17 protein-coding genes are annotated in these 19,320 nt (G+C 72.8%); 7 read left to right on the top strand and 10 right to left on the bottom strand.

Annotated elements, in window-relative coordinates; all coding sequences use genetic code 11:
* Nucleotides 1-18 precede the first annotated feature (18 nt).
* Both ACFYP0_RS12290 and ACFYP0_RS12285 read right to left on the bottom strand, forming a co-directional pair.
* The gene (locus tag ACFYP0_RS12290; protein WP_124858524.1) at nucleotides 19-1,812 is read right to left on the bottom strand and encodes a RelA/SpoT family protein; all 1,794 of its coding nucleotides are present in this window, start codon (nucleotides 1,810-1,812) and stop codon (nucleotides 19-21) included.
* A gap of 126 nt (nucleotides 1,813-1,938) precedes the next feature.
* Nucleotides 1,939-3,693, bottom strand: a complete 1,755-nt coding sequence (locus ACFYP0_RS12285) for a DEDD exonuclease domain-containing protein (RefSeq protein ID WP_386995699.1) — start codon at nucleotides 3,691-3,693, stop codon at nucleotides 1,939-1,941.
* A 127-nt stretch (nucleotides 3,694-3,820) separates the two neighbouring features.
* On the opposite strand from ACFYP0_RS12285, the gene ACFYP0_RS12280 reads away from it, so the two are divergent.
* Both ACFYP0_RS12280 and ACFYP0_RS12275 read left to right on the top strand, forming a co-directional pair.
* Entirely contained in the window at nucleotides 3,821-5,272 is a 1,452-nt protein-coding gene (locus ACFYP0_RS12280) for an NYN domain-containing protein (RefSeq protein WP_355494188.1), read from the top strand.
* Nucleotides 5,273-5,408: 136 nt separating this feature from the next.
* The gene (locus ACFYP0_RS12275) at nucleotides 5,409-6,128 is read left to right on the top strand and encodes a DinB family protein (RefSeq protein WP_386995696.1); all 720 of its coding nucleotides are present in this window, start codon (nucleotides 5,409-5,411) and stop codon (nucleotides 6,126-6,128) included.
* 99 nt (nucleotides 6,129-6,227) lie between these two features.
* On the opposite strand, the gene ACFYP0_RS12270 is transcribed toward ACFYP0_RS12275, so the two are convergent.
* On the bottom strand, nucleotides 6,228-6,761 hold the full coding sequence (locus ACFYP0_RS12270) for a hypothetical protein (RefSeq protein ID WP_386995693.1): 534 nt from the start codon (nucleotides 6,759-6,761) through the stop codon (nucleotides 6,228-6,230).
* Nucleotides 6,762-6,994: 233 nt separating this feature from the next.
* On the opposite strand from ACFYP0_RS12270, the gene ACFYP0_RS12265 reads away from it, so the two are divergent.
* The 3 genes from ACFYP0_RS12265 (at nucleotide 6,995) to ACFYP0_RS12255 (ending at nucleotide 9,726) form a co-directional block, all read left to right on the top strand.
* Nucleotides 6,995-7,213 carry a hypothetical protein gene (locus ACFYP0_RS12265; RefSeq protein ID WP_124858510.1) on the top strand — a complete coding sequence of 73 codons (219 nt, stop codon included), beginning with the start codon at nucleotides 6,995-6,997 and terminating at the stop codon, nucleotides 7,211-7,213.
* A 132-nt stretch (nucleotides 7,214-7,345) separates the two neighbouring features.
* The gene (locus ACFYP0_RS12260; protein WP_386995691.1) at nucleotides 7,346-8,605 is read left to right on the top strand and encodes a M48 family metalloprotease; all 1,260 of its coding nucleotides are present in this window, start codon (nucleotides 7,346-7,348) and stop codon (nucleotides 8,603-8,605) included.
* Nucleotides 8,602-9,726, top strand: a complete 1,125-nt coding sequence (locus tag ACFYP0_RS12255) for a glycosyltransferase family 4 protein (protein WP_386995689.1) — start codon at nucleotides 8,602-8,604, stop codon at nucleotides 9,724-9,726. Before ACFYP0_RS12260 ends, ACFYP0_RS12255 begins: the two co-directional genes overlap by 4 nt.
* Nucleotides 9,727-9,739: 13 nt before the next feature.
* On the opposite strand, the gene ACFYP0_RS12250 is transcribed toward ACFYP0_RS12255, so the two are convergent.
* From ACFYP0_RS12250 to ACFYP0_RS12220, 7 genes are all read right to left on the bottom strand, one after another.
* Complete coding sequence (locus tag ACFYP0_RS12250; protein ID WP_124858507.1) at nucleotides 9,740-10,402, bottom strand: lysophospholipid acyltransferase family protein; 663 nt, start codon at nucleotides 10,400-10,402, stop codon at nucleotides 9,740-9,742.
* Between the two features lie 22 nt (nucleotides 10,403-10,424).
* Nucleotides 10,425-11,009 carry a TetR/AcrR family transcriptional regulator gene (locus ACFYP0_RS12245; RefSeq protein ID WP_386995686.1) on the bottom strand — a complete coding sequence of 195 codons (585 nt, stop codon included), beginning with the start codon at nucleotides 11,007-11,009 and terminating at the stop codon, nucleotides 10,425-10,427.
* Between the two features lie 61 nt (nucleotides 11,010-11,070).
* On the bottom strand, nucleotides 11,071-12,729 hold the full coding sequence (locus tag ACFYP0_RS12240) for a putative bifunctional diguanylate cyclase/phosphodiesterase (protein WP_244219044.1): 1,659 nt from the start codon (nucleotides 12,727-12,729) through the stop codon (nucleotides 11,071-11,073).
* Nucleotides 12,730-12,808: 79 nt separating this feature from the next.
* Nucleotides 12,809-13,618: an SAM-dependent methyltransferase gene (locus tag ACFYP0_RS12235; RefSeq protein WP_124858504.1), complete on the bottom strand. Its 810-nt coding sequence runs from the start codon at nucleotides 13,616-13,618 to the stop codon at nucleotides 12,809-12,811.
* 191 nt (nucleotides 13,619-13,809) lie between these two features.
* Entirely contained in the window at nucleotides 13,810-14,478 is a 669-nt protein-coding gene (locus ACFYP0_RS12230; RefSeq protein WP_030337723.1) for a response regulator transcription factor, read from the bottom strand.
* 7 nt (nucleotides 14,479-14,485) lie between these two features.
* A complete protein-coding gene (locus tag ACFYP0_RS12225) occupies nucleotides 14,486-16,177 on the bottom strand; it encodes a sensor histidine kinase (protein WP_355494193.1) in 1,692 nt (563 codons plus the stop codon).
* Between the two features lie 14 nt (nucleotides 16,178-16,191).
* Nucleotides 16,192-18,006, bottom strand: a complete 1,815-nt coding sequence (locus tag ACFYP0_RS12220) for an AMP-dependent synthetase/ligase (RefSeq protein ID WP_357008212.1) — start codon at nucleotides 18,004-18,006, stop codon at nucleotides 16,192-16,194.
* Between the two features lie 118 nt (nucleotides 18,007-18,124).
* Between ACFYP0_RS12220 and ACFYP0_RS12215 the strand changes: the two genes are divergently transcribed.
* Nucleotides 18,125-18,580: an SRPBCC family protein gene (locus tag ACFYP0_RS12215; RefSeq protein WP_124858501.1), complete on the top strand. Its 456-nt coding sequence runs from the start codon at nucleotides 18,125-18,127 to the stop codon at nucleotides 18,578-18,580.
* 31 nt (nucleotides 18,581-18,611) lie between these two features.
* Nucleotides 18,612-19,316, top strand: coding sequence for a hypothetical protein (locus ACFYP0_RS12210; RefSeq protein ID WP_357008209.1), 705 nt, complete (start codon nucleotides 18,612-18,614; stop codon nucleotides 19,314-19,316).
* The last annotated feature ends 4 nt before the right edge of the window (nucleotides 19,317-19,320 follow it).

Raw genomic sequence — 19,320 nt, 5'->3', positions numbered from 1 at the left:
CGCGCTGGGGCCGCCAGGTCACTGTCGATGGTCGACCAGGTCGATGAGCTGGCGGACCACGGTGTCCGGTTCGATCACCCGGTCGAAGACCGCGACCAGCAGGGTCTCCAGGTCGGGATAGCCCAACTCCTCGGAGAGGCGCAGCAGTGGCAGGTCACTGGCGAGGCCCCGGTTGTGCTGGCGCAGGGCGAGCCCGATGGTGGCCCGACCGAGGCGCACCTTGTCGCTGATCGTGATGCCCGGCTCGGTGTGCTCGGCGAACCACCGGTTGATCTGCATCTGCGCGTGCGGCGACTTGACGAACGTCAGCCACTCCCGCCGGGGGCCGCGCGGCGCCACACCGGCCTCGAAGCCGTTGTCGCCGTCGTTCTCGGTGAAGATCTCCACCACGTCGCCCTCGTCCAGCTCCGAACTGAGCGGGGCCAGCCGACCGTTGATGCGTGCGGCGAGGCAGCGGTCGCCCCGGTCGTTGCCCAGCTCGTACGCGAGGTCGACAGGCGTGGCGCCGGCCGGGAGCACGACCTGACGCCCGTCGGCGAAGACCTGGATCTGCCCCTCGGCCAGGTCGCAGCGCAGCGACTCGTAGAACTGTGCCGGGTCGGCGGCGTCCGGCTCCCAGTCGAGCACCCGGCGCAGCCAGTCCAGCTGTTCGGCACGGGCCGCGGCGGTGCTGCTGCCGGAGCGGGGGAAACGGAAGTCGGCGGCGATGCCGTACTCGGCCGAGCGGTGCATCTCCTCGGTGCGGATCAGCACCTCCACGGTGCGGTCCTGGGGGCCGCAGACGCTGGTGTGCAGCGAACGGTAGAGGTTGTTCTTCGGCGAGGCGATGAAGTCCTTGAAACGGCCGGGCACCGGTCGCCAGGTGCCGTGGATCGCGCCCAGCGCGGCGTAACAGTCGGTGGCCGGGCCGTCGACCACCACCACGATGCGGGGCAGGTCGTACGGGGCGGTGTGGCCGCCGGCGATGGTGTCCTTCCAGATCGAGTAGAGGTGCCGGGGACGGGGGCTCACCTCGGCGTCGACCCGGCTGCGGCGCAGTGCCACCCGTGCCCGGGTGACCACCGAGTCGAGGTATGAGTCCCAGCCCGGCCGATCGTGCACGTGCCGGGCCAGCCGGGCGTGCTCGTCGGGCTCGAGGTGCAGCAGCACCACGTCGTCCAGCTCGCGTTTGAGGGTCTGGATGCCCAGCCGGTCACAGAGCGGGACCAGCACCTCCTGGGTCTTGCGGGCGATCCGTTCCCGCGACGACGCGGAGCGCACCCCGAGCGTCCGCATGTTGTGCAGCCGGTCGGCCAGCTTGATGATCAACACCCGGACGTCCTTGGCGGCCGCGACGATCATCTTGCGGACCGTCTCCGCCTCGGCGGCCTTGCCGTAGAACGCCTTGTCGAACTTGGTCACCCCGTCGACCAGGTGGGCCACCTCGCCGCCGAAGTCCTCGGAGAGCGCCTGGAGGGTGTAGCGGGTGTCCTCCACGGTGTCGTGCAGCAGCGCCGCGACCAGGGTGGTGGTGTCCATCCCCAGCTCGGCGCAGATCTGCGCCACCGCGAGGGGATGGGTGATGTACGGTTCCCCGCTCTTGCGGAACTGCCCGCGGTGCATGTTCTCCGCGATCGTGTAGGCACGGCGCAGCACCGCGGGGTCGGTGCCGGCGTGGATGCCCCGGTGCGTGCGGACCAGTTGGGTGACCGGGTCCGAGTCGGTGGTCGGCCAGCTGAGCAGCGACCGCAGCCGGCGAGCGAGCGGCAGCTCACCCGGCTGCGTCGGCAGGGCGCCCCCCAGGGCGGCGCCGTGTCCGGCGTCGACGTCCACGAGGGACACCTCCTCACCCCGGCTCCGCATCGCCGGAAGCCGGCGAGGGAGCAGGCCCACGAATCGGGCAGGACTGCACTTCTCTAACAGCCTAAGCGAGTCGACGTAGTCCGATCGGTCAGTTGGTCATGAGCGTTCGGTCGAGAGTTGGTGGGACGCGCCGCCCTCGGCCTTAACCAGCAGGTCACGGAACCGGCCCGCGCTACTCGCCGGAGAGGACCAACCGGAGGACATCTCGACGAGTCGGGTCTCCGGTCGCTCCAACCAGGACAGGATCCGCTCGGACTCCTCGGCGGTGGCGGCCGGCACCGGACCGTGCCCGCCCGACACCGTCTCGGCGGTGGCCCGGATCGCGGCCAACGTGGGACGCGGGTGCGCGCCCGGCGGGGACACCCCCGCGCCGGCGAGTCGGCCGTGCCGGACCAGCGCCAACTCCCAGCCGCCCCGGGCGGCCGGCCGGGCCGCGGCCAACTCGACGATCCCGGTCAGCGCGGCCAGCCGCTGCATCCGCACGGTGGCCCGCAGCACGGCGGCCAGCCGGGACCGCACCACGGCGGCCTCCTCGTAGCGCTGGTCGCGGGAGAGCACGTCGATCCGCGCGAGTAGCGCGTCCACCACCGGCTGGGGGTCGCTGGCCGTCGCGGTACGGAAGGGCGCGGCGGCGCTGTCGTCGTACTCCTCGGGGGTGATCTTGTGTTCGCAGGGCGCCGGGCAGCGACCCAGCTCGGCCAGCGCGCAGGCCGGCGTGACGGTGCGCAGCGAGAGCCGGTGCGTGCACTGGCGCAGTGGCACCGCGTCGTGGAAACCGGCGGCGGCCAGCTCGGCGGCCCGCCGGGAGGTGAACGGCCCGAGGTACGCGGTGTCGGTGGGGGAGAGGTCGCGGACGATCGACAGCCGAGGGTACGGCCCGTCGGTCAGCTTGAGCCAGACCATCCGTTCCGGGTATTTGGACCGGCGGTTGTACGGCGGAGCGTGCGCGGCGATCAACCGCAGCTCACGGACCTCCGCCTCCAACGAGTGGGCGCACTCCACCGCCTCGACCCGTTCGGCCGCGCCCAGCATCTCGGAGATCCGGGCACGCTTCTCGCCGGCGGTGAAGTAGCTGCGCACCCGGGTCGCGATGTCGACCGAGGTGCCCACGTAGAGCGGCCGGTCGTCGGCGGCCCGGAAGATGTAGACCCCCGGCACCTTGGGCAACCCCTCGGCCAGGTGCCTTTTGCGGCGCTGGGTCGGGGTGACCGCGCGGGCGAACTCGATGGCGTCGCCGATCGTGTCCACCCGGTGCCCGCCGAGCCGACCGATCAGCCCGTGCAGCACGTCGACGGTGGCCTTCGCGTCGTCCAACGCCCGGTGGGTGGGCTGGGTGGCGGTGCGGAAGTAGGCGGCCAGGGTGCCCAGCTTGCGGTTGGGCACCTCGTCGCGGGTCAGCACCCGGCGGGCGAGCGCCGCCGTGTCCAGGACGCGGGGGTTGGGCCAGCGGTAGCCGTGCTTGGCGCAGGCGGCCTTGAGGAAGCCCACGTCGTACGGGGCGTTGTGGGCCACCAGCACCGCGTCGTCGATGAACTCCAGGAAGCTCGGCAGCACCTGCTCGATCGGCGGCGCCGGCACCAGCATGGCCTGGGTGATGCCGGTCAGCACGGTGATGAACGGCGGAATCGGCTGGCCCGGGTTGACCAGGGTCGCCAGCACCCCCAACTGCTCGCCACCGCGCACCTTGACCGCGCCGATCTCGGTGATGCCGCCGCCGTCCGGCGCGCCGCCGGTGGTCTCCAGGTCGACCACCACGAACGTCGTCGCGTAGAGCGGCAGCGCCGGGTCCACCCCGCCCACCGCCGGGTCGAGACCGGCCAGTGACTCCTGGACGTACTCCGCCTGTGCCATCGGCGGCACGCTAGCGCCCCGGTCCGACACTCCCGTCGCAGCCGTCCCATCCGTCACCATGGGGCTAGGATGAGAGATCGGCTCACTCACCGGGCGGTGGGCCCGGTCGCGGTGGGAGACTTGCCACATGCCCCTCACCGAGTCGTACGACGACCACCTCCCGCAGGAGGATCCGGTCGCGCTCGACGGTGCTGTGGGCAACCCGGACGACAACGTAGTCAACGACACTCCGAGCGCATCGGACCCCACAACGGGCGAGGGTCCCGCCGCCGAGCCGGAACCGACACTGCCCGAGCCGGTCCGGCAGCGGATCGTGACGCTGACCGCCGCGGTGCTGCCCACCCTCCCCCTCGACGAGGTCCCGGTGCCGTTGCGCCGGGTGGCCAAGTTCGCCCCCAACCGACGCGCCCGGCTCGGCGCGCCGGTCATCGCCGCCCAGCTCACCGCCGACCCGCTGTTCCGGCAGCGGGTCACCGCGCGGGTCCTGGCCGACGCCGGTGACCTCGGTGCGGCCGTGGTCGAGGGCACCGCGCCGGCCGCCGCCGACCCGGTCGAGGTGGCCGCGTTGGCCTACCTGGCCCGGCCCCGAGGCTGGCGGGAGCTGATCGACGCCAGCGGCGCGGCCGTGCGCGCCGAGGCGGACAGCGCCGTCGTCGCCGAGCTGGTCCGCGAGGCCGAGCAGCGGGCCACCCGGGCCGAGCACGACCGCGCGGTGGCCCGGGTCGAGGCCGAGAAGCTCCGCGACGAGCTGGCCCGCGTCCGCGAGGAGCTGGGTCAGCTCCGCGAGGAGTCCCGACAGGTGGCCCGCACCCTGCGGGAGACCCAGGCCCGCGAGCGGAAGGCCACCGAACTGCTGGCCACCGAGCGCGGCCGGGCCGCCCGCGCCAGCGCCGACGTGGACGCCGAGCTCCGCCGCGCCCGGGCCCGGCTGGCCGAGGCCGAGGCCGCCGCCGGGGTGGCCCGGGCCAGCGCAAAGGAGGCGCGCTCGGTCGACGACGCCCGGCTCTGGCTGCTCCTGGAGACCATCGGCCAGGCCGCCGTCGGGCTGCGCCGGGAGCTGGCGCTCGACCCGGTGGACAAACTCCCCGCCGACTTCGTCGCCGACGCGTTCGCCGAGCAGCCGGGCACCGCCCCGGCCGGCCCCGCCGCCCGTGCCCGCGACACCGACGACCCGGCCCGGCTCGACCAGTTGCTCGCCCTGCCCCGGGCGCACCTCGTGGTGGACGGCTACAACGTCACCAAGCGTGGCTTCGGCGAGATGTCCCTGGAGCAGCAGCGCAAACGCCTGATCACCGGGCTGGGCGGGATCGCCGCGCAGACCGGCGACGAGGTCACAGTGGTCTTCGACGGCGCGGAACGGATGCACGGGTTGCCGCCCGCGCCGCGCGGCGTACGGGTGCTCTTCTCCCGCAAGGGTGAGACCGCCGACGAGCTGATCCGGCGACTGGTCCGTGCCGAGCCCGCGGGCCGGCCGGTGGTCGTGGTCTCGTCGGACCGCGAGGTCGCCGACGGGGTACGCCGGCACGGCGCGTACCCGCTGGGCGCGGACTCGCTGCTACGGCGGCTCGCCCGCTCCTGACCGCGGCGGCCGACACGTCGACGGGTCCCGGCGAGGGTTGGGCGAGCCCGGCCGGCGCACCACACGTCGCACTGTGCCTCAACCTGTCCCACCCCGGAGCTAGCATCGCCGCGACCGCCGAAGGATGGGAGTCGCCATGGCACGGGACGACGTCAAGGTCTTCGTCGACCGGGACCTGCGAGGTGCCCGGTTCAACAGGTCGACGCTGGCCGGTGCGGTGATGCGCGGCGTCGATGTCGATGCCCTGGACATCGACGCGCCGTGGCTGGCCGAGGGCACGTTCCTGATCAACGGTGTCGATGTCGTGCCGCTGGTCGAGGCCGAGCTCAACCGACGATTTCCCGGGCGCGACCTCCGGCGGGCCAAGAATCCGGACGACCTCCGCGTGGCGTGGGCGGCACTCGAACGGTCCTGGGCGGCGGCGGTCGACCGGGCTCTGTCCATGCCCGAGGGTGCCGTCGACGTCTCGGTCGACGGGGAGTGGTCGTTCGCGCAGACACTGCGCCACCTCGCGTTCGCCGCCGACACCTGGTTGGGCAAGGCGATCCTGCGTCGGCCGCAGCCCTTCCACCCGCTCGGGCAACCACACGCCGAGTACGAGACCGATGGCTTCGACATGTCGATCTTCGCCGTCGAGCAGCCGACGTTCGCCGCGACCCTTGAGCTACGGGCCGAGCGGCAGGCGATGGTGCGCGACTTTCTCGCTGCCGCCACGCCGGACCTGCTCGCCGAGACTCGGCCGGCCGCCTGGTGGCCCGAGAAGCAGGTGTCCGTCCTGCACTGCCTTCACGTCATCTTCGACGAGGAGTGGCAGCACCTCCGCTTCGCGTTGCGTGACCTCGACGCACAGGGCTGAAATTTCGCCCCCAGAAGGCTGCTCTGCCGCTCCGGCGCTCGGCCGGTCGGGCGCTGCCGCTCCGGGGCTGGGCCGGTCGGGCGGTCGGGCGGCCACCAGTCAGGCGGTCGGTAGTCGCCGGGCCAGCTCACGACGCAGTGCGTCTGGGCCCGGCCTCATCCAGGAGAGCCGGACGACCAGTTCGTAGGGGCCGCGTCCGGGAGTCGACCACTGCCCGGGTCCCATGGGTGGCCGGGTCTGCTGCGGGTCGAGTGGCGTGACCACCAGCCGCGGATCCACGCGGCCTCGGACCCGGGCGCCGGCCATGTTGACCCAGTCGATGCTGAGCCTGGTCCCGTTCGGTCCGGTCAGGTGCAGCGCCTCGTCGGTCCACCGCAGCGGCAGACGAGGCTGACGGCGTAGCTGCCAGTTGGTGATCAGCGCGACGACGACGCCGATCAAGCCGAACCGCAGCAGCACCTGCCACCAGGGCTCGTCGAACAGCGCTGCGTAGGCAGCCAGGAGAGCCGCTGCGCCCAGCACGGCGAGGACCTTCGCGAGGCGATGTCGGCGCGGGGAGTACCGGAAGTCCACGACGGACGGAGCATCGAGGTCGGCCACCGTCGCCCAGTGCCCGGGAGGCCGTTCGGCCAAACGATGCCCCCTTCGCTCGATCGGCATGAATTCCGTGGTGTCGGGTTCCGTGATGTTGGGGGTTCCGCCGGGTGGGATACCCCGATATCGCTGATCTGGAGTGGATCTAGCACTGAAACGGGCGATCGGACGCGGTTCCTGTCGTACCCGGTGGTTAGTGTCGATGTCACCGACGGTGTTCGGCCGGCGACGACAGGAGTCGCCCGGGCGCCGCGAGCCGATCAGGAGGCGTGATGCTCATCGACTGCGACGGGTGCGCGAAGCGGGCCGACGGCTGTTCCGGCTGCCCGCTGACCGCTCTGTTCGACGAGACGTCCCCGGCGGCCGGGTTGGTCGCCGCCGAGGTCGAGGCCATCGAGGTGCTCGCCCGGGCCGGCTTCGACGTGGAGGTGCTGGTCGCGCCCGCGCGCCCGGAGGCGGCTCGCCGTCGCGCCGCCCGCCGCGTCGCCTGAGCGCGACACCGCGCCACCCGCCGCGTTGCCTGAGCGCGACACCGCGCCCGGAAGCGGGCTTCTCGCGGGCCATAGGATGAGCGGTCACGGCGGGAGGAGCGCGATGAGCGGGGAACGACGGGCGGTGACGCGGTGACACCGCGCGGCTGGGCGCTGCTGACCCTGGCCGGGCTGACCATCGCGCTGGTCGTGCTGGCCGCGCTGCTCATCCCGTGGCACCGCCCGCCGGCACCCCGGGCCGACCAGCTCGCCGCGCTGGGCGATCTGCCGGCCGAGCAGGTGGCCAAGGGGCGGGAGTTCCGGGCCGCGCTGCGTCCCGGCGGCTACGCCGCGCTCGCCATCGGGCTGCTGATCGCCCTCGCGCTCGGGTTGACCCCGCTGGGCAGTCGCCTGGTCGAGCTGGTGGGCCGGCCTTTCGGTGGGCACTGGGCAGCGCAGGCTGTGCTCGGCGGGCTTGCGGTGGTCCTCGTCGCCGACCTGGTGACGCTCCCGTTCGCCGCCTGGCGGCAGAGCGTGCTCACCCGCTACGGGTTGAGCACCAACGGCTGGAGCGGCTGGGCGGTCGACCTGCTCAAGTCGTACGCCGTCAGCGCGGTGATCGGCGCGGTGGCGCTGTTCGGCTTCTACGCGGTCATCCGGCTCGCGCCACGCTGGTGGTGGGCGTTCGGTGCGGCCGGCGCCGCAGTGCTGGTGGTGTTGCTGTCGTTCGTGCTGCCGGTGGTGGTGGAGCCGGTGTTCAACCGGTTCACCCCGATGGAGCAGGGCCCGTTGCGCACCGAGCTGATGAGCATGGCGGCCCGCGACGGGGTGCCGGTGCGTGACGTGCTGGTCGCCGATGCCTCCCGGCGCACCAGGGCGGTCAACGCGTACGTCTCCGGTCTCGGGCCGACCCGACGGGTGGTCGTCTACGACACGCTGCTGCGCGAGGCGACCCCGGCCGAGGTGACCGCCGTCGTGGCGCACGAGTTGGGGCACGCGAAGGACTCCGACGTGGCGGCCGGCACGCTGACCGGGGCGCTGGGCGCCGCGGCCGCCGTGGTGGCGCTCTACCTGCTCGGCTCGTGGGGGCCACTGCTACGGCTGACCGGTGTCGACTCGGTGGCCCAACCGCGCGCGTTCCCGCTGTTGGTGGCCCTGGTCACGGTGGCCGGGCTGGTTGCCGCTCCGGTGCAGGCGCTGATGTCCCGACGGGTCGAGGCGCGGGCCGACGCGCACGCGCTCGCGCTCACCAACGACCCGGAGTCCTTCGAGTCGATGCAGCGTCGGCTCGGCTCGGTCAACCTCGGTGACCCCGACCCGCCCCGCTGGGAATACCTCTATTCGGCCTCACATCCGTCCACCGTGGAGCGGATGGCCGCCGCCCGCGCGTACGCCCGGGAGGTCGGCCGATGAGCCGCACCCTGCTGATCACCAATGACTTTCCGCCCCGCCCGGGTGGGATCCAGTCCTTCGTGCACAACCTCGCGGTCCGTCAACCGGCCGGCTCGGTGGTCGTCTACGCGTCGAGCTGGCGCGGGTCCGCGAAGTTCGACGCCGACCAGCCGTTCGAGGTGATCCGGGAGCGTACCCGGGTGTTGCTGCCCACCCCGTTGATCGCCCGCAGGGCGGCCCGGTTGGCCCGCGCGTACGACTGCGACACGGTGTGGTTCGGCGCGGCGGCCCCGTTGGGCCTGCTCGCGGCCGGGCTGCGGCGGCGCGCCGGCATCCGCCGGGTGGTGGCGCAGACCCACGGCCACGAGGTCGGTTGGGCGGCGGTGCCGGCCGCCCGGCCGGCGCTGCGCCGCATCGGCCGGGGTGTGGACGTGACCACCTATCTCGGCGAGTACACCCGCAGCCGGTTGGCCCGGGTGCTGGACGGGGTGACCGAGCTGCGCCGCCTCGCGCCCGGGGTCGACGTGGACACCTACCACCCGAGCGTGGACGGTGAGCAGGTCCGGGCCCGGCTCGGTCTGACCGACCGGCCGGTGGTCGTCTGTGTGTCCCGGCTGGTGCCGCGCAAGGGTCAGGACACCCTGATCCGGGCCCTGCCGGAGATCCGCCGTCGGGTGCCCGACGCGGCGCTGCTGATCGTCGGTGGTGGGCCGTACCGGGCGACCCTGGAGAAGCTGGCCCGCCAGGCCGGTGTGGAACGGGATGTGGTGTTCACCGGCACGGTGCCGTCGGTCGAGTTGCCGGCGCACTACGCGGCCGGCGACGTCTACGCGATGCCGTGCCGCACCCGCAACCGTGGCCTCGACGTCGAAGGGCTGGGCATCGTCTACCTGGAGGCGTCCGCGACCGGCCTGCCGGTGGTGGCCGGTGACTCCGGGGGCGCACCGGACGCGGTCCGGGAGGGGGAGACCGGCTACGTCGTGCGCGGTCGGGACGTCGCGCAGCTCGCCGACCGGGTCGCCCGGCTGCTCGCCGATCGGGACCTGGCCCGTCAGCTGGGCGCGGCTGGCCGGGCGTGGGTGGAACGGGAGTGGCGCTGGGAGGCGCAGGCGGAACGCATGACGGCACTGCTCGCCGGCTGATCGCCGCCCGCGTTCAGCTCTCCCGGGTGGGCGCGTAGCGCGGCACGTACTCCTGGCCGGTGAGCTGCTGGATCGCCGCCATCACCTCGTCGGTGACCGTTCGGATGTCACGCGGCCCGTTGATCCGCTCGGCGACCGGGATCGGCGGGCCGAACCGCAGGGTGATCGGGTGTCGACGGGGCAGCCGCGCGTCGACCGGCAGCACCTCGGCGGTGCCGAGCACGCCGACCGGGATGATCGGCACCCCGGCGTCGCGGGCCAGCCGGGTCATTCCGACCCGGCCCCGGTAGAGCCGCCCGTCCGGGGAGCGGGTGCCCTCCGGGTAGACGGCGACCAGGCCGCCGGCGCGCAGCACCGGGACGGCGGCGTCGAGGGCGCGCAGGGCGGCCCGGCCGTCGGAGCGGTCGACCGGGATGGCGCCCATGCCGGCGACGATCTGCCGGTTGAGCCAGCCGCCCGGACCTCGACCGGTGAAGTACTCGGCCTTGGCCCAGAAGGTGACGTGTCGCGGCGTCGCGCTGACGAGGAACAACTCGTCGGCGACGGACAGGTGGTTGCCGGCGAGGATCGCGCCGCCATGCCGGGGAATGTGCTCCAGCCCTTCCACCCGGGGCCGCCAGCCCAGCCGCAGTGTGGTGCGGACGGTGAGCTTGGTGAGGTCGTACAGCAGGGGCACGTGTTCTCCGGGGATCGGGGATTCAGGTGAGCGTCGGACCGAGATGGGCGTCGAGCGTGGCACGCAGCAGGGCGTCGTCGTCGGCGGCGCCGGTGGCCAGCGGCAGGCTGCCCCAGGCCCAGAGCTGGGCGATGCCGTGCAGGTTGGCCCAGAGCGCGCCGGCCAGCACCGGTGCGGGCGCGTCGGTCGGCCGACGGAGCTGGGCCACGAGGTCCGCCAGAACGGCGAACAACGGCAGGCTCGTCTCGCGCAACCGTAGCCGGCCGCTGTCCAGCAGGTCGTGGCGGAACATCAGCTCGAACATGCCGCGGTGGGCCGCCGCGTAGTCCAGGTACGTCCGGGCCAGCGCGGTCAATCGGGTACGCGGGTCCGCGTCGACCACGCGCATCGTCTGCTCGAGCCGGGCGGTGAGGTCGGCGAAGCCCTCCCGGGCAATGGCGGAGAGCAGGTCGACGTGGGTCGGGAAGTAGCGGCGCGGTGCGCCGTGCGAAACCCCGGCACGGCGGGCGATCTCCCGCAGCGACACCGCCGACTGGCCCTCGCGCAGCACCAGGTCCACCCCGGCGGCCACCAACCGCGCTCGTAGCCCCGGCTCGTCCACGTCCATAGACACTGTCTACCAGCCGTCGTAGACGGTGTCTACCTCCGGTGCGGAATGTCTCCGCCGATCAGCGGATGCGGGCCAGGATGCGATCGGCGGGGGCGGGGCGGCCGAAGTGCCAGCCCTGGGCTGCGTCGCAGCCGATCGCCCGTAGCCGCTCGGCCTGCCCGGCGGTCTCCACCCCTTCGGCGGTGACGGTCAGGTCCAGCGCGTGCGCCAGCGAGACCAGGGAGGCGAGGATCCGCTCGTCGGTGCGGCCGACGGACGGCGAGCGCAGGCCCGCGACGAACTCCCCGGCCACCTTCAGTTCGGTCACCGGCAGGTCCCGCAGGTACGCCAGGTTGCTGTAACCGGTGCCGAAGTCGTCGATGGCGATACGCACCCCGAGGTCGGCAAGGACCCGCAGGGCGCGGACCGGCTCTTCGGCGGTGCTCATCATCGTGCTCTCGGTGATCTCCAGTTGGAGCCGCTCCGGTGGCAGGCCGGTCTGCCGCAGCAGCGCGCGGACCTCCTGCACCAACCCGGGCCGGTGCACCTGCCGTACCGCAAGGTTGACGCTGACGAAGGGCGCGGCGGCACCCCCGGCCGACCACGCCTCGGCCTCGCGGCACGCCTCGGCCAACACCCAACCGCCCAGCTGGACGATCAGGCCGGTCTCCTCGGCCAACCCGATGAAGCTGTCCGGGCGCAGCACCCCCAACTCGGGGTGCCGCCAGCGGACCAGCGCCTCCACGCCGACCAGGCTGCCGTCGCGCAGCGAGGTCAGCGGCTGGTAGTCGAGGTAGAACTCGCCCCGCTCCAACGCCGCCGGGATGGCCGCGGAGAGCGCGTAGCGGGCCAGTTCACGTTGGTTGCGCTCGGCGTCGTAGAGCGACCAGCGCGCCCCACCGGCGGACTTCGCCCAGTGCAGGGTGCTGTCGGCGGCCCGCATCAGGTCCGTGGGGTTGGCCCCGGCCACCTGGCGCTCGACGATGCCGATGCTCGCCGAGATCTGCAGCTCGTGCCCGTCGACCAGGGCCGGTGTGCGTACCGCGGCGAGCGCGGTCTCGGCCACCGCCACCATGTCGTCGGTGCCGGCGCTGCGTTCCACCAGGATGACGAACTCGTCGCCGCCGAGCCGGGCCACCAGGTGCTCACCCATGGCCTTGCGCAGCCGCTCGGCCACCGTGGCCAGCAGCAGGTCACCGATCTGGTGCCCCAGCGTGTCGTTGACCACCTTGAAGCGGTCCAGGTCCAGGAAGCACACCCCGACCCGCTGCGCGCCCCGGCCCGGCTCGTTGAGCGCTGCGGCGAGCCGTTCGGTGAACAGCGTCCGGTTGGGCAGGCCGGTGAGCGGATCGTGGGTGGCCTGATGCCGGAACCGGGCCTCGCTGGCCCGCAGCGCCCGCTCCGCCTGGGTGCGGGCCCGCATGGCGGCGCGGCGGATCGACTCCTGCTCGTCGAGCGTCCGGTCGCGCAGCGCGCGGGCGTAGCCGGTCGCCACGGCCGCCAGCAGCCGGGCCATCCGGTCCTCGACGTCCTCGGCCACCAAGCCCAGGTCACGCACCAGGCGGAGCTGGATGACCTCGACGGTACGACCCAGCCCCTCGGCGGAAGCGATGTGCGCGGCGACCAGCTCGGCGCCGACCCGGTGCCCGGCACGCAGGTCGAACGGCTCGGTGAGCAACGCCCCGGCCAGTTGCCCGGTGAGCCGGTCCAGCAGGGACTCCAACTGGGCCTGGGTCATCGGTAGGTAGCTGGTGCCGGAGACCGCCTTCGCCCAGGCCCGGGCGAACGCCCCCGGGCAGGGGGTCGCCCCGGGCGACTCAGTCACCGAGGCGCCCGACGCCGCCCATGAAGACCGCGCGCTCGGCGTCCTCCGCGCTCTCCGGAGTGTCCGGTCGCCACTCGGGTACCCAGACCACGCCGGGTTCGAGCAGCTCGAAGCCGTCGAAGAGTGCGGTCAGCTCGGCACGGCTGCGCACCCACAGCGGGTTGTCGGTGCGCCGGTAGACCCGCTCCGCCTCGGCGCGTTCGTCCTCGCTGCGCCCGTCGTCGCTGGCCTGTGACAGCACCAGGTAGCTGCCGGGCGCCAACGCGTCCCGCAGCGTCCGCAGCAGCTCCGCCGGCCGGTCGTCGTCGGAGACGAAGTGCAGGACGGCCACGACCATCACGGCCACCGGTTGGCTCAGGTCGAGCAGCTTGCGGACGTCCGGATGGGTGAGGATCGCCTCCGGGTTGCGCAGGTCCTCCTGCACGACCGCGGCCTGCTCGTTGCCGGCGAGGATCTCGCGGCTGTGCGCCACCGCCACCGGGTCGACGTCCACATAGACCACTCGCGACTGCGGGTCGATCTGCTGGGCGATCTCGTGCACGTTGCCGACGGTCGGGATGCCCGAACCGATGTCCAGGAACTGCCGGATCCCGGCGTCGGCGAGGTGGTGCACGGCCCGGCGTAGGAACGCCCGGTTGGCCTGGGCCATCAACGGCGCCTCGGGCACCGCGGCGACCATCGCCTGCGCCGCGGCCCGGTCGGCGGCGAAGTTGTGCGAGCCACCGAGGTAGTAGTCGTACATCCGCGCGACGCTCGGGCGCTCGATGTCGATGGTGTCGGGTGCCCAGTCCGGCCGCTGCATGCGTTTCACCCCTCGAATCCGCGACGCGAGCATCGTCGAGCCCGCGCGGGTATTGTGCACCCGCCACGCACGCCAGACCATAGCGCGCCGAAGGTTGCCCGCCGACGTCGGTCGATGCGCGACGGTCCGCGCCGGCCGAAGCTGGCGCGGACCGTCGGTCGCGTCGTCCCGCTCGACGAGCGGGGGGCAGATCAGAACTTCGGCGCGTCCGGTGCCTCGAGCAGGCCCAGCCGGAGCGCGGTCATCAGGGCCTGAGCCCGGTTGGCCGCGCCGAGCTTCTCGTAGAGCTTCGAGATGTGCGTCTTCGCCGTGGACTCGCTGACGAACAGCTGCTTGGCGATGCCCGCCACGCTCATCCCGTCGGCGAGCAGCCGCAGCACCTGCCCCTCCCGGGGAGACAGCTGCGGACCGGACGGGGCGAGCCGGCGCTTCATCGCCTCGGCCAGGTCGGCCGCGGTGAACGCGCTGGGGGAGGAGGCGGCGTGCCGTGCGGCGGCCACCACCTCGTCGGCCGGGGCGGTCTTCGGCACGAAGGCGCTCGCGCCGGCCTCCAGGGCGCCGAAGAGCTGGTCGTCGCCGGCGTACATGGTCAGCACGACGATGCCCATCGACGCGCTGGACTTACGCAGTGCGCGGGTGGCCTCCAGGCCGCTGCCGTCGGGCAGCCGCAGATCCATGATCACCACGTCCGGCTGCAAGGCGCCGGCCTGGCGTACCCCCTCCGCCGCCGTGGCCGCCTCACCGACGACCTCGAACTGGCGGTCGCGCTCGAAGGCGTGCCGCAAACCCTTGCGAATCAGGTCATGATCGTCGACAAGGAGGACCTTGGTACGGGTGGCCGGTATCGGACTTGTGGTCATCCTCGGGTTACTCCCCTTCTGGTGCTGCGCTGCCGCGCACGTTATCGCGCCGGGCCGAGGTGCCGAGAACCACCGCCACGGTCGTGCCGCTGGGTTGCCGCGGCCTGATCTCCAACCGGCCCCGGATACGTTCCGCCCTCTCGGCCATGATCGCAAGACCGTACCGCCCGTCCGGGCGCTGGTCAGCCATCCCCTGACCGTCATCCGACACTTCTATTTGCGCGTACGGGGGGTCGACCTCACAGGTGACCCACAAATTCGACGCCCCGGCGTGCTTGCGCGCGTTGGTCACCGCCTCCTGCGCGATGCGCAGCAACTCGGCCTCGGTGGCGGCCGGCAACCGGGCGGTGGACTCGTCCAGCGAGAGGTGCACCCGCAGCCCGCCGGACGCGCCCACGGTGCGCGCGTACTCGGCGATCGCCGCGGCCAACCCACCCTGCCGGTCCACCTCGCTGCGCAGCTCGAAGAGGCTCAGCCGCAGCTCCTGGATCACCCGGGTCACCTCGCCGCGCAGCGTACGCAGGGCCTCGGCGGTCTCGTCGGCGTCGTCGAAGACGGTGGCCAGGGCGTTGTCGATGCCGTAGCCGACCATCACCAGCTCCTGGGCCACCCCGTCGTGGATCTCCCGGGCCAGCCGCTGCCGCTCCTCGTTGGTGGCCAGCGAGCGCACCTCGTCGAAGAGCAGCGCCGCCTCCAGCCGCAGCGCGGCTGGGCGGGTCAGCCCGGTCACCCGGGACACCACCGGCGGCGGGTACGCGTGCGCGGCGTCGGCCTCCAGCACCACCAGCCCCACCGTGCGCACTCCGGCGACCAGCGGAACGATCAGCGCCGACACGTCGCCACCGCGGTGCGAGCGGGACTGCGACCGGGCGGCCGTGGTGGCCTGCTGGGTGGCCCAGGCGTCGGCGATCGCCGAGTCCGCGTCCAGCGTCGTCTCCCAGTCCACCCGGTCGACGCCGGCCTGGGCGAGCACCACGAGCCGACCACCACCGCTGGCCGAGAGCACCGCGCCCCGATCGGCGCGGGCCACAGTGCGCAGCTCCTCCAGCAGGTGCTCGGAGATGCCGCCCGGGTCCAGGGTCGCCCCGGGCAGCTGCCGGGCCACCGTACGCAGCTGGGTCAGCAGCCGGGTGGCCTCGGCGTACGGCTGGGGTTTGCCCTCACCGCGGACCGCCATCACCCGGTGCAGCGTGCCGGCGGCGTAGAGCCCCAGCGCCGCCAGGATCAGCCACTGCGCGCAGACCGCGAGGTAACCCAGCTGGCCGAGCTGGAGACCACCGTCTACCCGGGTCAGCGCGCCGCTGAGCAGCAGGGTGGCGGCGGTGACCACGAGCAGCGCGGCGCCTTCCGGGAAGCGGCGGCGCAGCGCGGTGACGGTCACCGGGACCGCCAGGTAGGGCAGCACCGCCGACGCGCCCAGGCCGTCGACCGTGCCGCCGATGGACGCCACCGCGGCGACGTGGCTCGCGGCGAGCCCCAGCACCACCACCTCGGCCACCCGGCTCAGAGGGCCGACCAGCCGGTGCTGCGGTGCCAGCAGCGACGGCAGCCCGGCCACCGCCAGCAACGCGATCCACCACAGCTGGGTGACATCGCGGGTGGCGAACAGGGTCAGGACGGCGACCAGCGCCAGCATCACCAGGCGGGCGGCCGCGGCGAGGGGATGCGGGTGTGGTGCGGTGGCTGTGGATGCGGGCACGTGACGGATGGTAGTCAGCCTCGGTAGATATCGGCGATCTCCGCCGCGTACGTCTTGTGGACAACCTGGCGCTTGACCTTGAGCGACGGGGTCAGCTCGCCGGTCGTCTCGGTGAAGTCGCGGGGCAGGACCCGGAACACCTTGATCGCTTCGGCCTTCGACACGGCCTGGTTCGCGGTGTCGATGGCGGTCTGGATCTCCTTGCGCAGGCCCTCGTGCTCGCGCAGCTGCTCGACGGAGGTGTCGAGGGGCATGCCGGCGTTCTCCAGCCAGTTCGGCAGCGCCTCCTCGTCGACGGTGACCAGCGCCGCGATGAACGGCTTGGCGTCGCCGACCACGACACACTGGCTGATCAACGGATGCGCCCGGACCAGGTCCTCCAGCACCGCCGGGGCGACGTTCTTGCCGCCGGCGGTGACGATCAGCTCCTTCTTTCGGCCGGTGATGCTCAGGTAGCCGTCGGAGTCGAGCTGACCCAGGTCGCCGGTGCGGAACCAGCCGTCGGCGCTGATCGCCTCGGCGGTCGCGGTCTCGTTGCGCCAGTAACCCTGGAAGATCAACTCGCCGGAGAGCAGGATCTCGCCGTCGTCCTCGATCCGCACCGTCACGCCCGGGAACGGACGGCCGACGGTGCCCATCCGGGTGGCGGTGGGCAGGTTCGACGCGGCGGCGGGCGAGGTCTCGGTCAGGCCGTAGCCCTCCAGGATCGTCACGCCGATGCCCCGGAAGAAGTGACCCAGTCGGGCGCCGAGCGGCGCCCCGCCGGAGATCGCGTCCCGGCACCGTCCGCCGAGCGCGGCACGCAGCTTGCGGTAGACCAGCCGGTCGAAGACCGCGTGTTGGGCGCGCAGCGCCAGGCCCGGTCCGCCGGGGGTCTCCAGCGCCTCGCTGTACGCGATGGCGACCTGCTCGGCGCGGGCGAAGATGCCGCCCTTGCCGTCCGCCTCGGCCTTCTGCTTGGCGGCGTTGTAGACCTTCTCGAAGACCCGGGGTACGGAGAGCACGAAGGTCGGCCGGAACGCCTGCAGCTCGGCGACCAGGTTCTTGGTGTCCGCGCAGTGCGCCATGGTGACCCGGGCCTGCACGACGCCGATCTGGATCAGCCGGGCGAAGGCGTGCGCCAGCGGAAGGAAGAGCAGGGTGCTCGCGCCGGCGTTGAAGAGGTTCGGCAGCACCGGTACCGCGTTGGCGATGTCGGCGTACATGTTGCGGTGGGTGAGTACGCAACCCTTGGGCCGGCCGGTGGTGCCGCTGGTGTAGATGATCGTGGCCAGGTCGCCGGCGCCGACGGCCTTGCGCCGCCGCTCGACCTCGGCCAACTCGACCGTGGCGCCGGTCCTGACCAGCTCGTCGACCCCGCCGAGGTCGATCTGCCAGACCTGGCCCAGCTCGGGCAGCCGGTGCCGGACACCGGCGATCAGGGCGGCGTGCGCCTCGCTCTCCACCACGACGGCGACCGCGTTGGAGTCTTCGAGGATCCACGCGGCCTGCTCGGCGCTGGACGTCTCGTAGATCGGCACGGTCACCGCGCCGACGGCCCAGATGGCGTAGTCCAGCAGCGTCCACTCGTAGCGGGTGCGGCTCATCAGCCCGACCCGGACACCGGGCTCGATGCCGGCGGCGATCAGCCCCCGGGCCACCGCGGCCACCTCGTCGCGGAACTGGAGGCAGGTCACCTCGGTCCATTCGGTGACGGTGCCGTCGGCGTGTGGGGTGGGGCGGGCGAACTGGACGGCGTCGGGCGCGACTTCGGCGTTGTCCCACACCGGATCGGTGAGGTTGGCCGCGTCGCCAATGGTGACGATCGGCGGGACGGAGAACTCGCGCACCTGCACTCCTTCGTGCTCGCACTGGTGGGGCTGGCCGGCGCCGTGGGCGTCGGCTGTGTCGAAACCTACCCGGCGGGCGGTCAAGGTGAGACAACCAGGAGGCGGGTAGCCTCCCCCCATGGCGGACTCCTCCACCCAGTCGATCATCATCGGCGCCGCACCGGATCGGGTGACGGCGGTCATCTGCGACTTCGCGCGCTACCCGGAATGGACCGACGCGGTGCGTCGCGCCGAGGTCGTCGAGGAGTACGAGGACGGCTACGCCAGCCAGGTGCATTTCACCATCGACGCCGGGGTGATGGCCGACGAGTACGTGCTCGCCTACGAGTACGCCGAGGACGTGTCCCGCATCGAGTGGCACCTGGTCGCCCCCTCGAAGATGCAGAAGGCACAGCGTGGTTCGTACGACCTGGTGGGTAACCCGGACGGCAGCACGACGGTGACCTACACGCTGGAGGTCGACCTGTCGGTCGGCATGCTCGGGATGTTTCGGCGCAAAGCCGAAAAGATGATCATGGACACCGCGTTGAAGCAGCTCAAGCGCCGGGTAGAAGCAACCGGTGCGGCGCAGTGACGTGTCCGGTGGCACGGTAGAGGAGCCGACGGTGGGCGGAACGGATCCGGGTTCGGCCCGGGAAGAGGCGGAGCGGCTGGTCGCCACCCTGCTGGCAGGGGCGCGACTGGCCTCCGCCGGCTCGGCGGGCGGCGCGTTCGGCTCGTTGGGCGGGATGCTGTCCGGTGTCCTCGGTCACAGCGCGGGCCCCGACGCCCGCTCCGGCACCGGTGGTGCTTTCGCCACCGGTTCGGCCGAATGCTGCGTCTGCCCGGTCTGTCGGGGCATCGCCGCGTTGCGGGACCCGAGTCCGGAATTCGCCGAACGGCTCGCGACCGGCGCCGGTGACCTCGCCGCCGGCGTCGCCAGCCTGCTCCGCGCGTTCTCCCCGCCGGAACCGTCCGCGCCGAGCCCCGCCGCGCCGGCCACCGAGCCGACCGCCCCGCCCGCGCCAGCACCCGCCGCGAGCACCGACGACGTGCTCCCCGAGCCACCCCCGAGCGCCCCGCCCACCGCTACCGTCGACGACCACGTGTGGCGCGATGCCACCCGTACCGGGCATGATTCTCAGCCGGCGCCGGAGCGGGATGTCTGGTCGGTCGCCACCCGGACGGCGGACCCACTCGCCCCGGCCGCCGTACCACCCGTCGACGACGCCGGGACGGCGACCGTACCGGCACCGACCACCCGTCCCGTGGTGCCCGCCTCGCGGGTGCCCGATGACGCCGACGCGGAAGCATCGGGCGACGGCGCCTGAGCGC

It is taken from the genome of Micromonospora arida (assembly GCF_042873195.1).
GTDB classification, from domain to species: domain Bacteria; phylum Actinomycetota; class Actinomycetes; order Mycobacteriales; family Micromonosporaceae; genus Micromonospora; species Micromonospora arida.
This window is presented reverse-complemented; position numbering and strand designations above follow the sequence as displayed.

Bases quoted from the DNA above. Each gene is read 5' to 3' on its own strand.
- ACFYP0_RS12215 (WP_124858501.1), top strand. From the start codon at position 18,125: ATGGCGGACTCCTCCACCCAGTCGATCATCATCGGCGCCGCACCGGAT.
- ACFYP0_RS12280 (WP_355494188.1), top strand. From the start codon at position 3,821: ATGCCCCTCACCGAGTCGTACGACGACCACCTCCCGCAGGAGGATCCG.
- ACFYP0_RS12265 (WP_124858510.1), top strand. From the start codon at position 6,995: ATGCTCATCGACTGCGACGGGTGCGCGAAGCGGGCCGACGGCTGTTCC.
- ACFYP0_RS12255 (WP_386995689.1), top strand. From the start codon at position 8,602: ATGAGCCGCACCCTGCTGATCACCAATGACTTTCCGCCCCGCCCGGGT.
- ACFYP0_RS12230 (WP_030337723.1), bottom strand. From the start codon at position 14,478: ATGACCACAAGTCCGATACCGGCCACCCGTACCAAGGTCCTCCTTGTC.
- ACFYP0_RS12275 (WP_386995696.1), top strand. From the start codon at position 5,409: ATGGCACGGGACGACGTCAAGGTCTTCGTCGACCGGGACCTGCGAGGT.
- ACFYP0_RS12285 (WP_386995699.1), bottom strand. From the start codon at position 3,693: ATGGCACAGGCGGAGTACGTCCAGGAGTCACTGGCCGGTCTCGACCCG.
- ACFYP0_RS12235 (WP_124858504.1), bottom strand. From the start codon at position 13,618: ATGCAGCGGCCGGACTGGGCACCCGACACCATCGACATCGAGCGCCCG.
- ACFYP0_RS12240 (WP_244219044.1), bottom strand. From the start codon at position 12,729: ATGACCCAGGCCCAGTTGGAGTCCCTGCTGGACCGGCTCACCGGGCAA.
- ACFYP0_RS12245 (WP_386995686.1), bottom strand. From the start codon at position 11,009: ATGGACGTGGACGAGCCGGGGCTACGAGCGCGGTTGGTGGCCGCCGGG.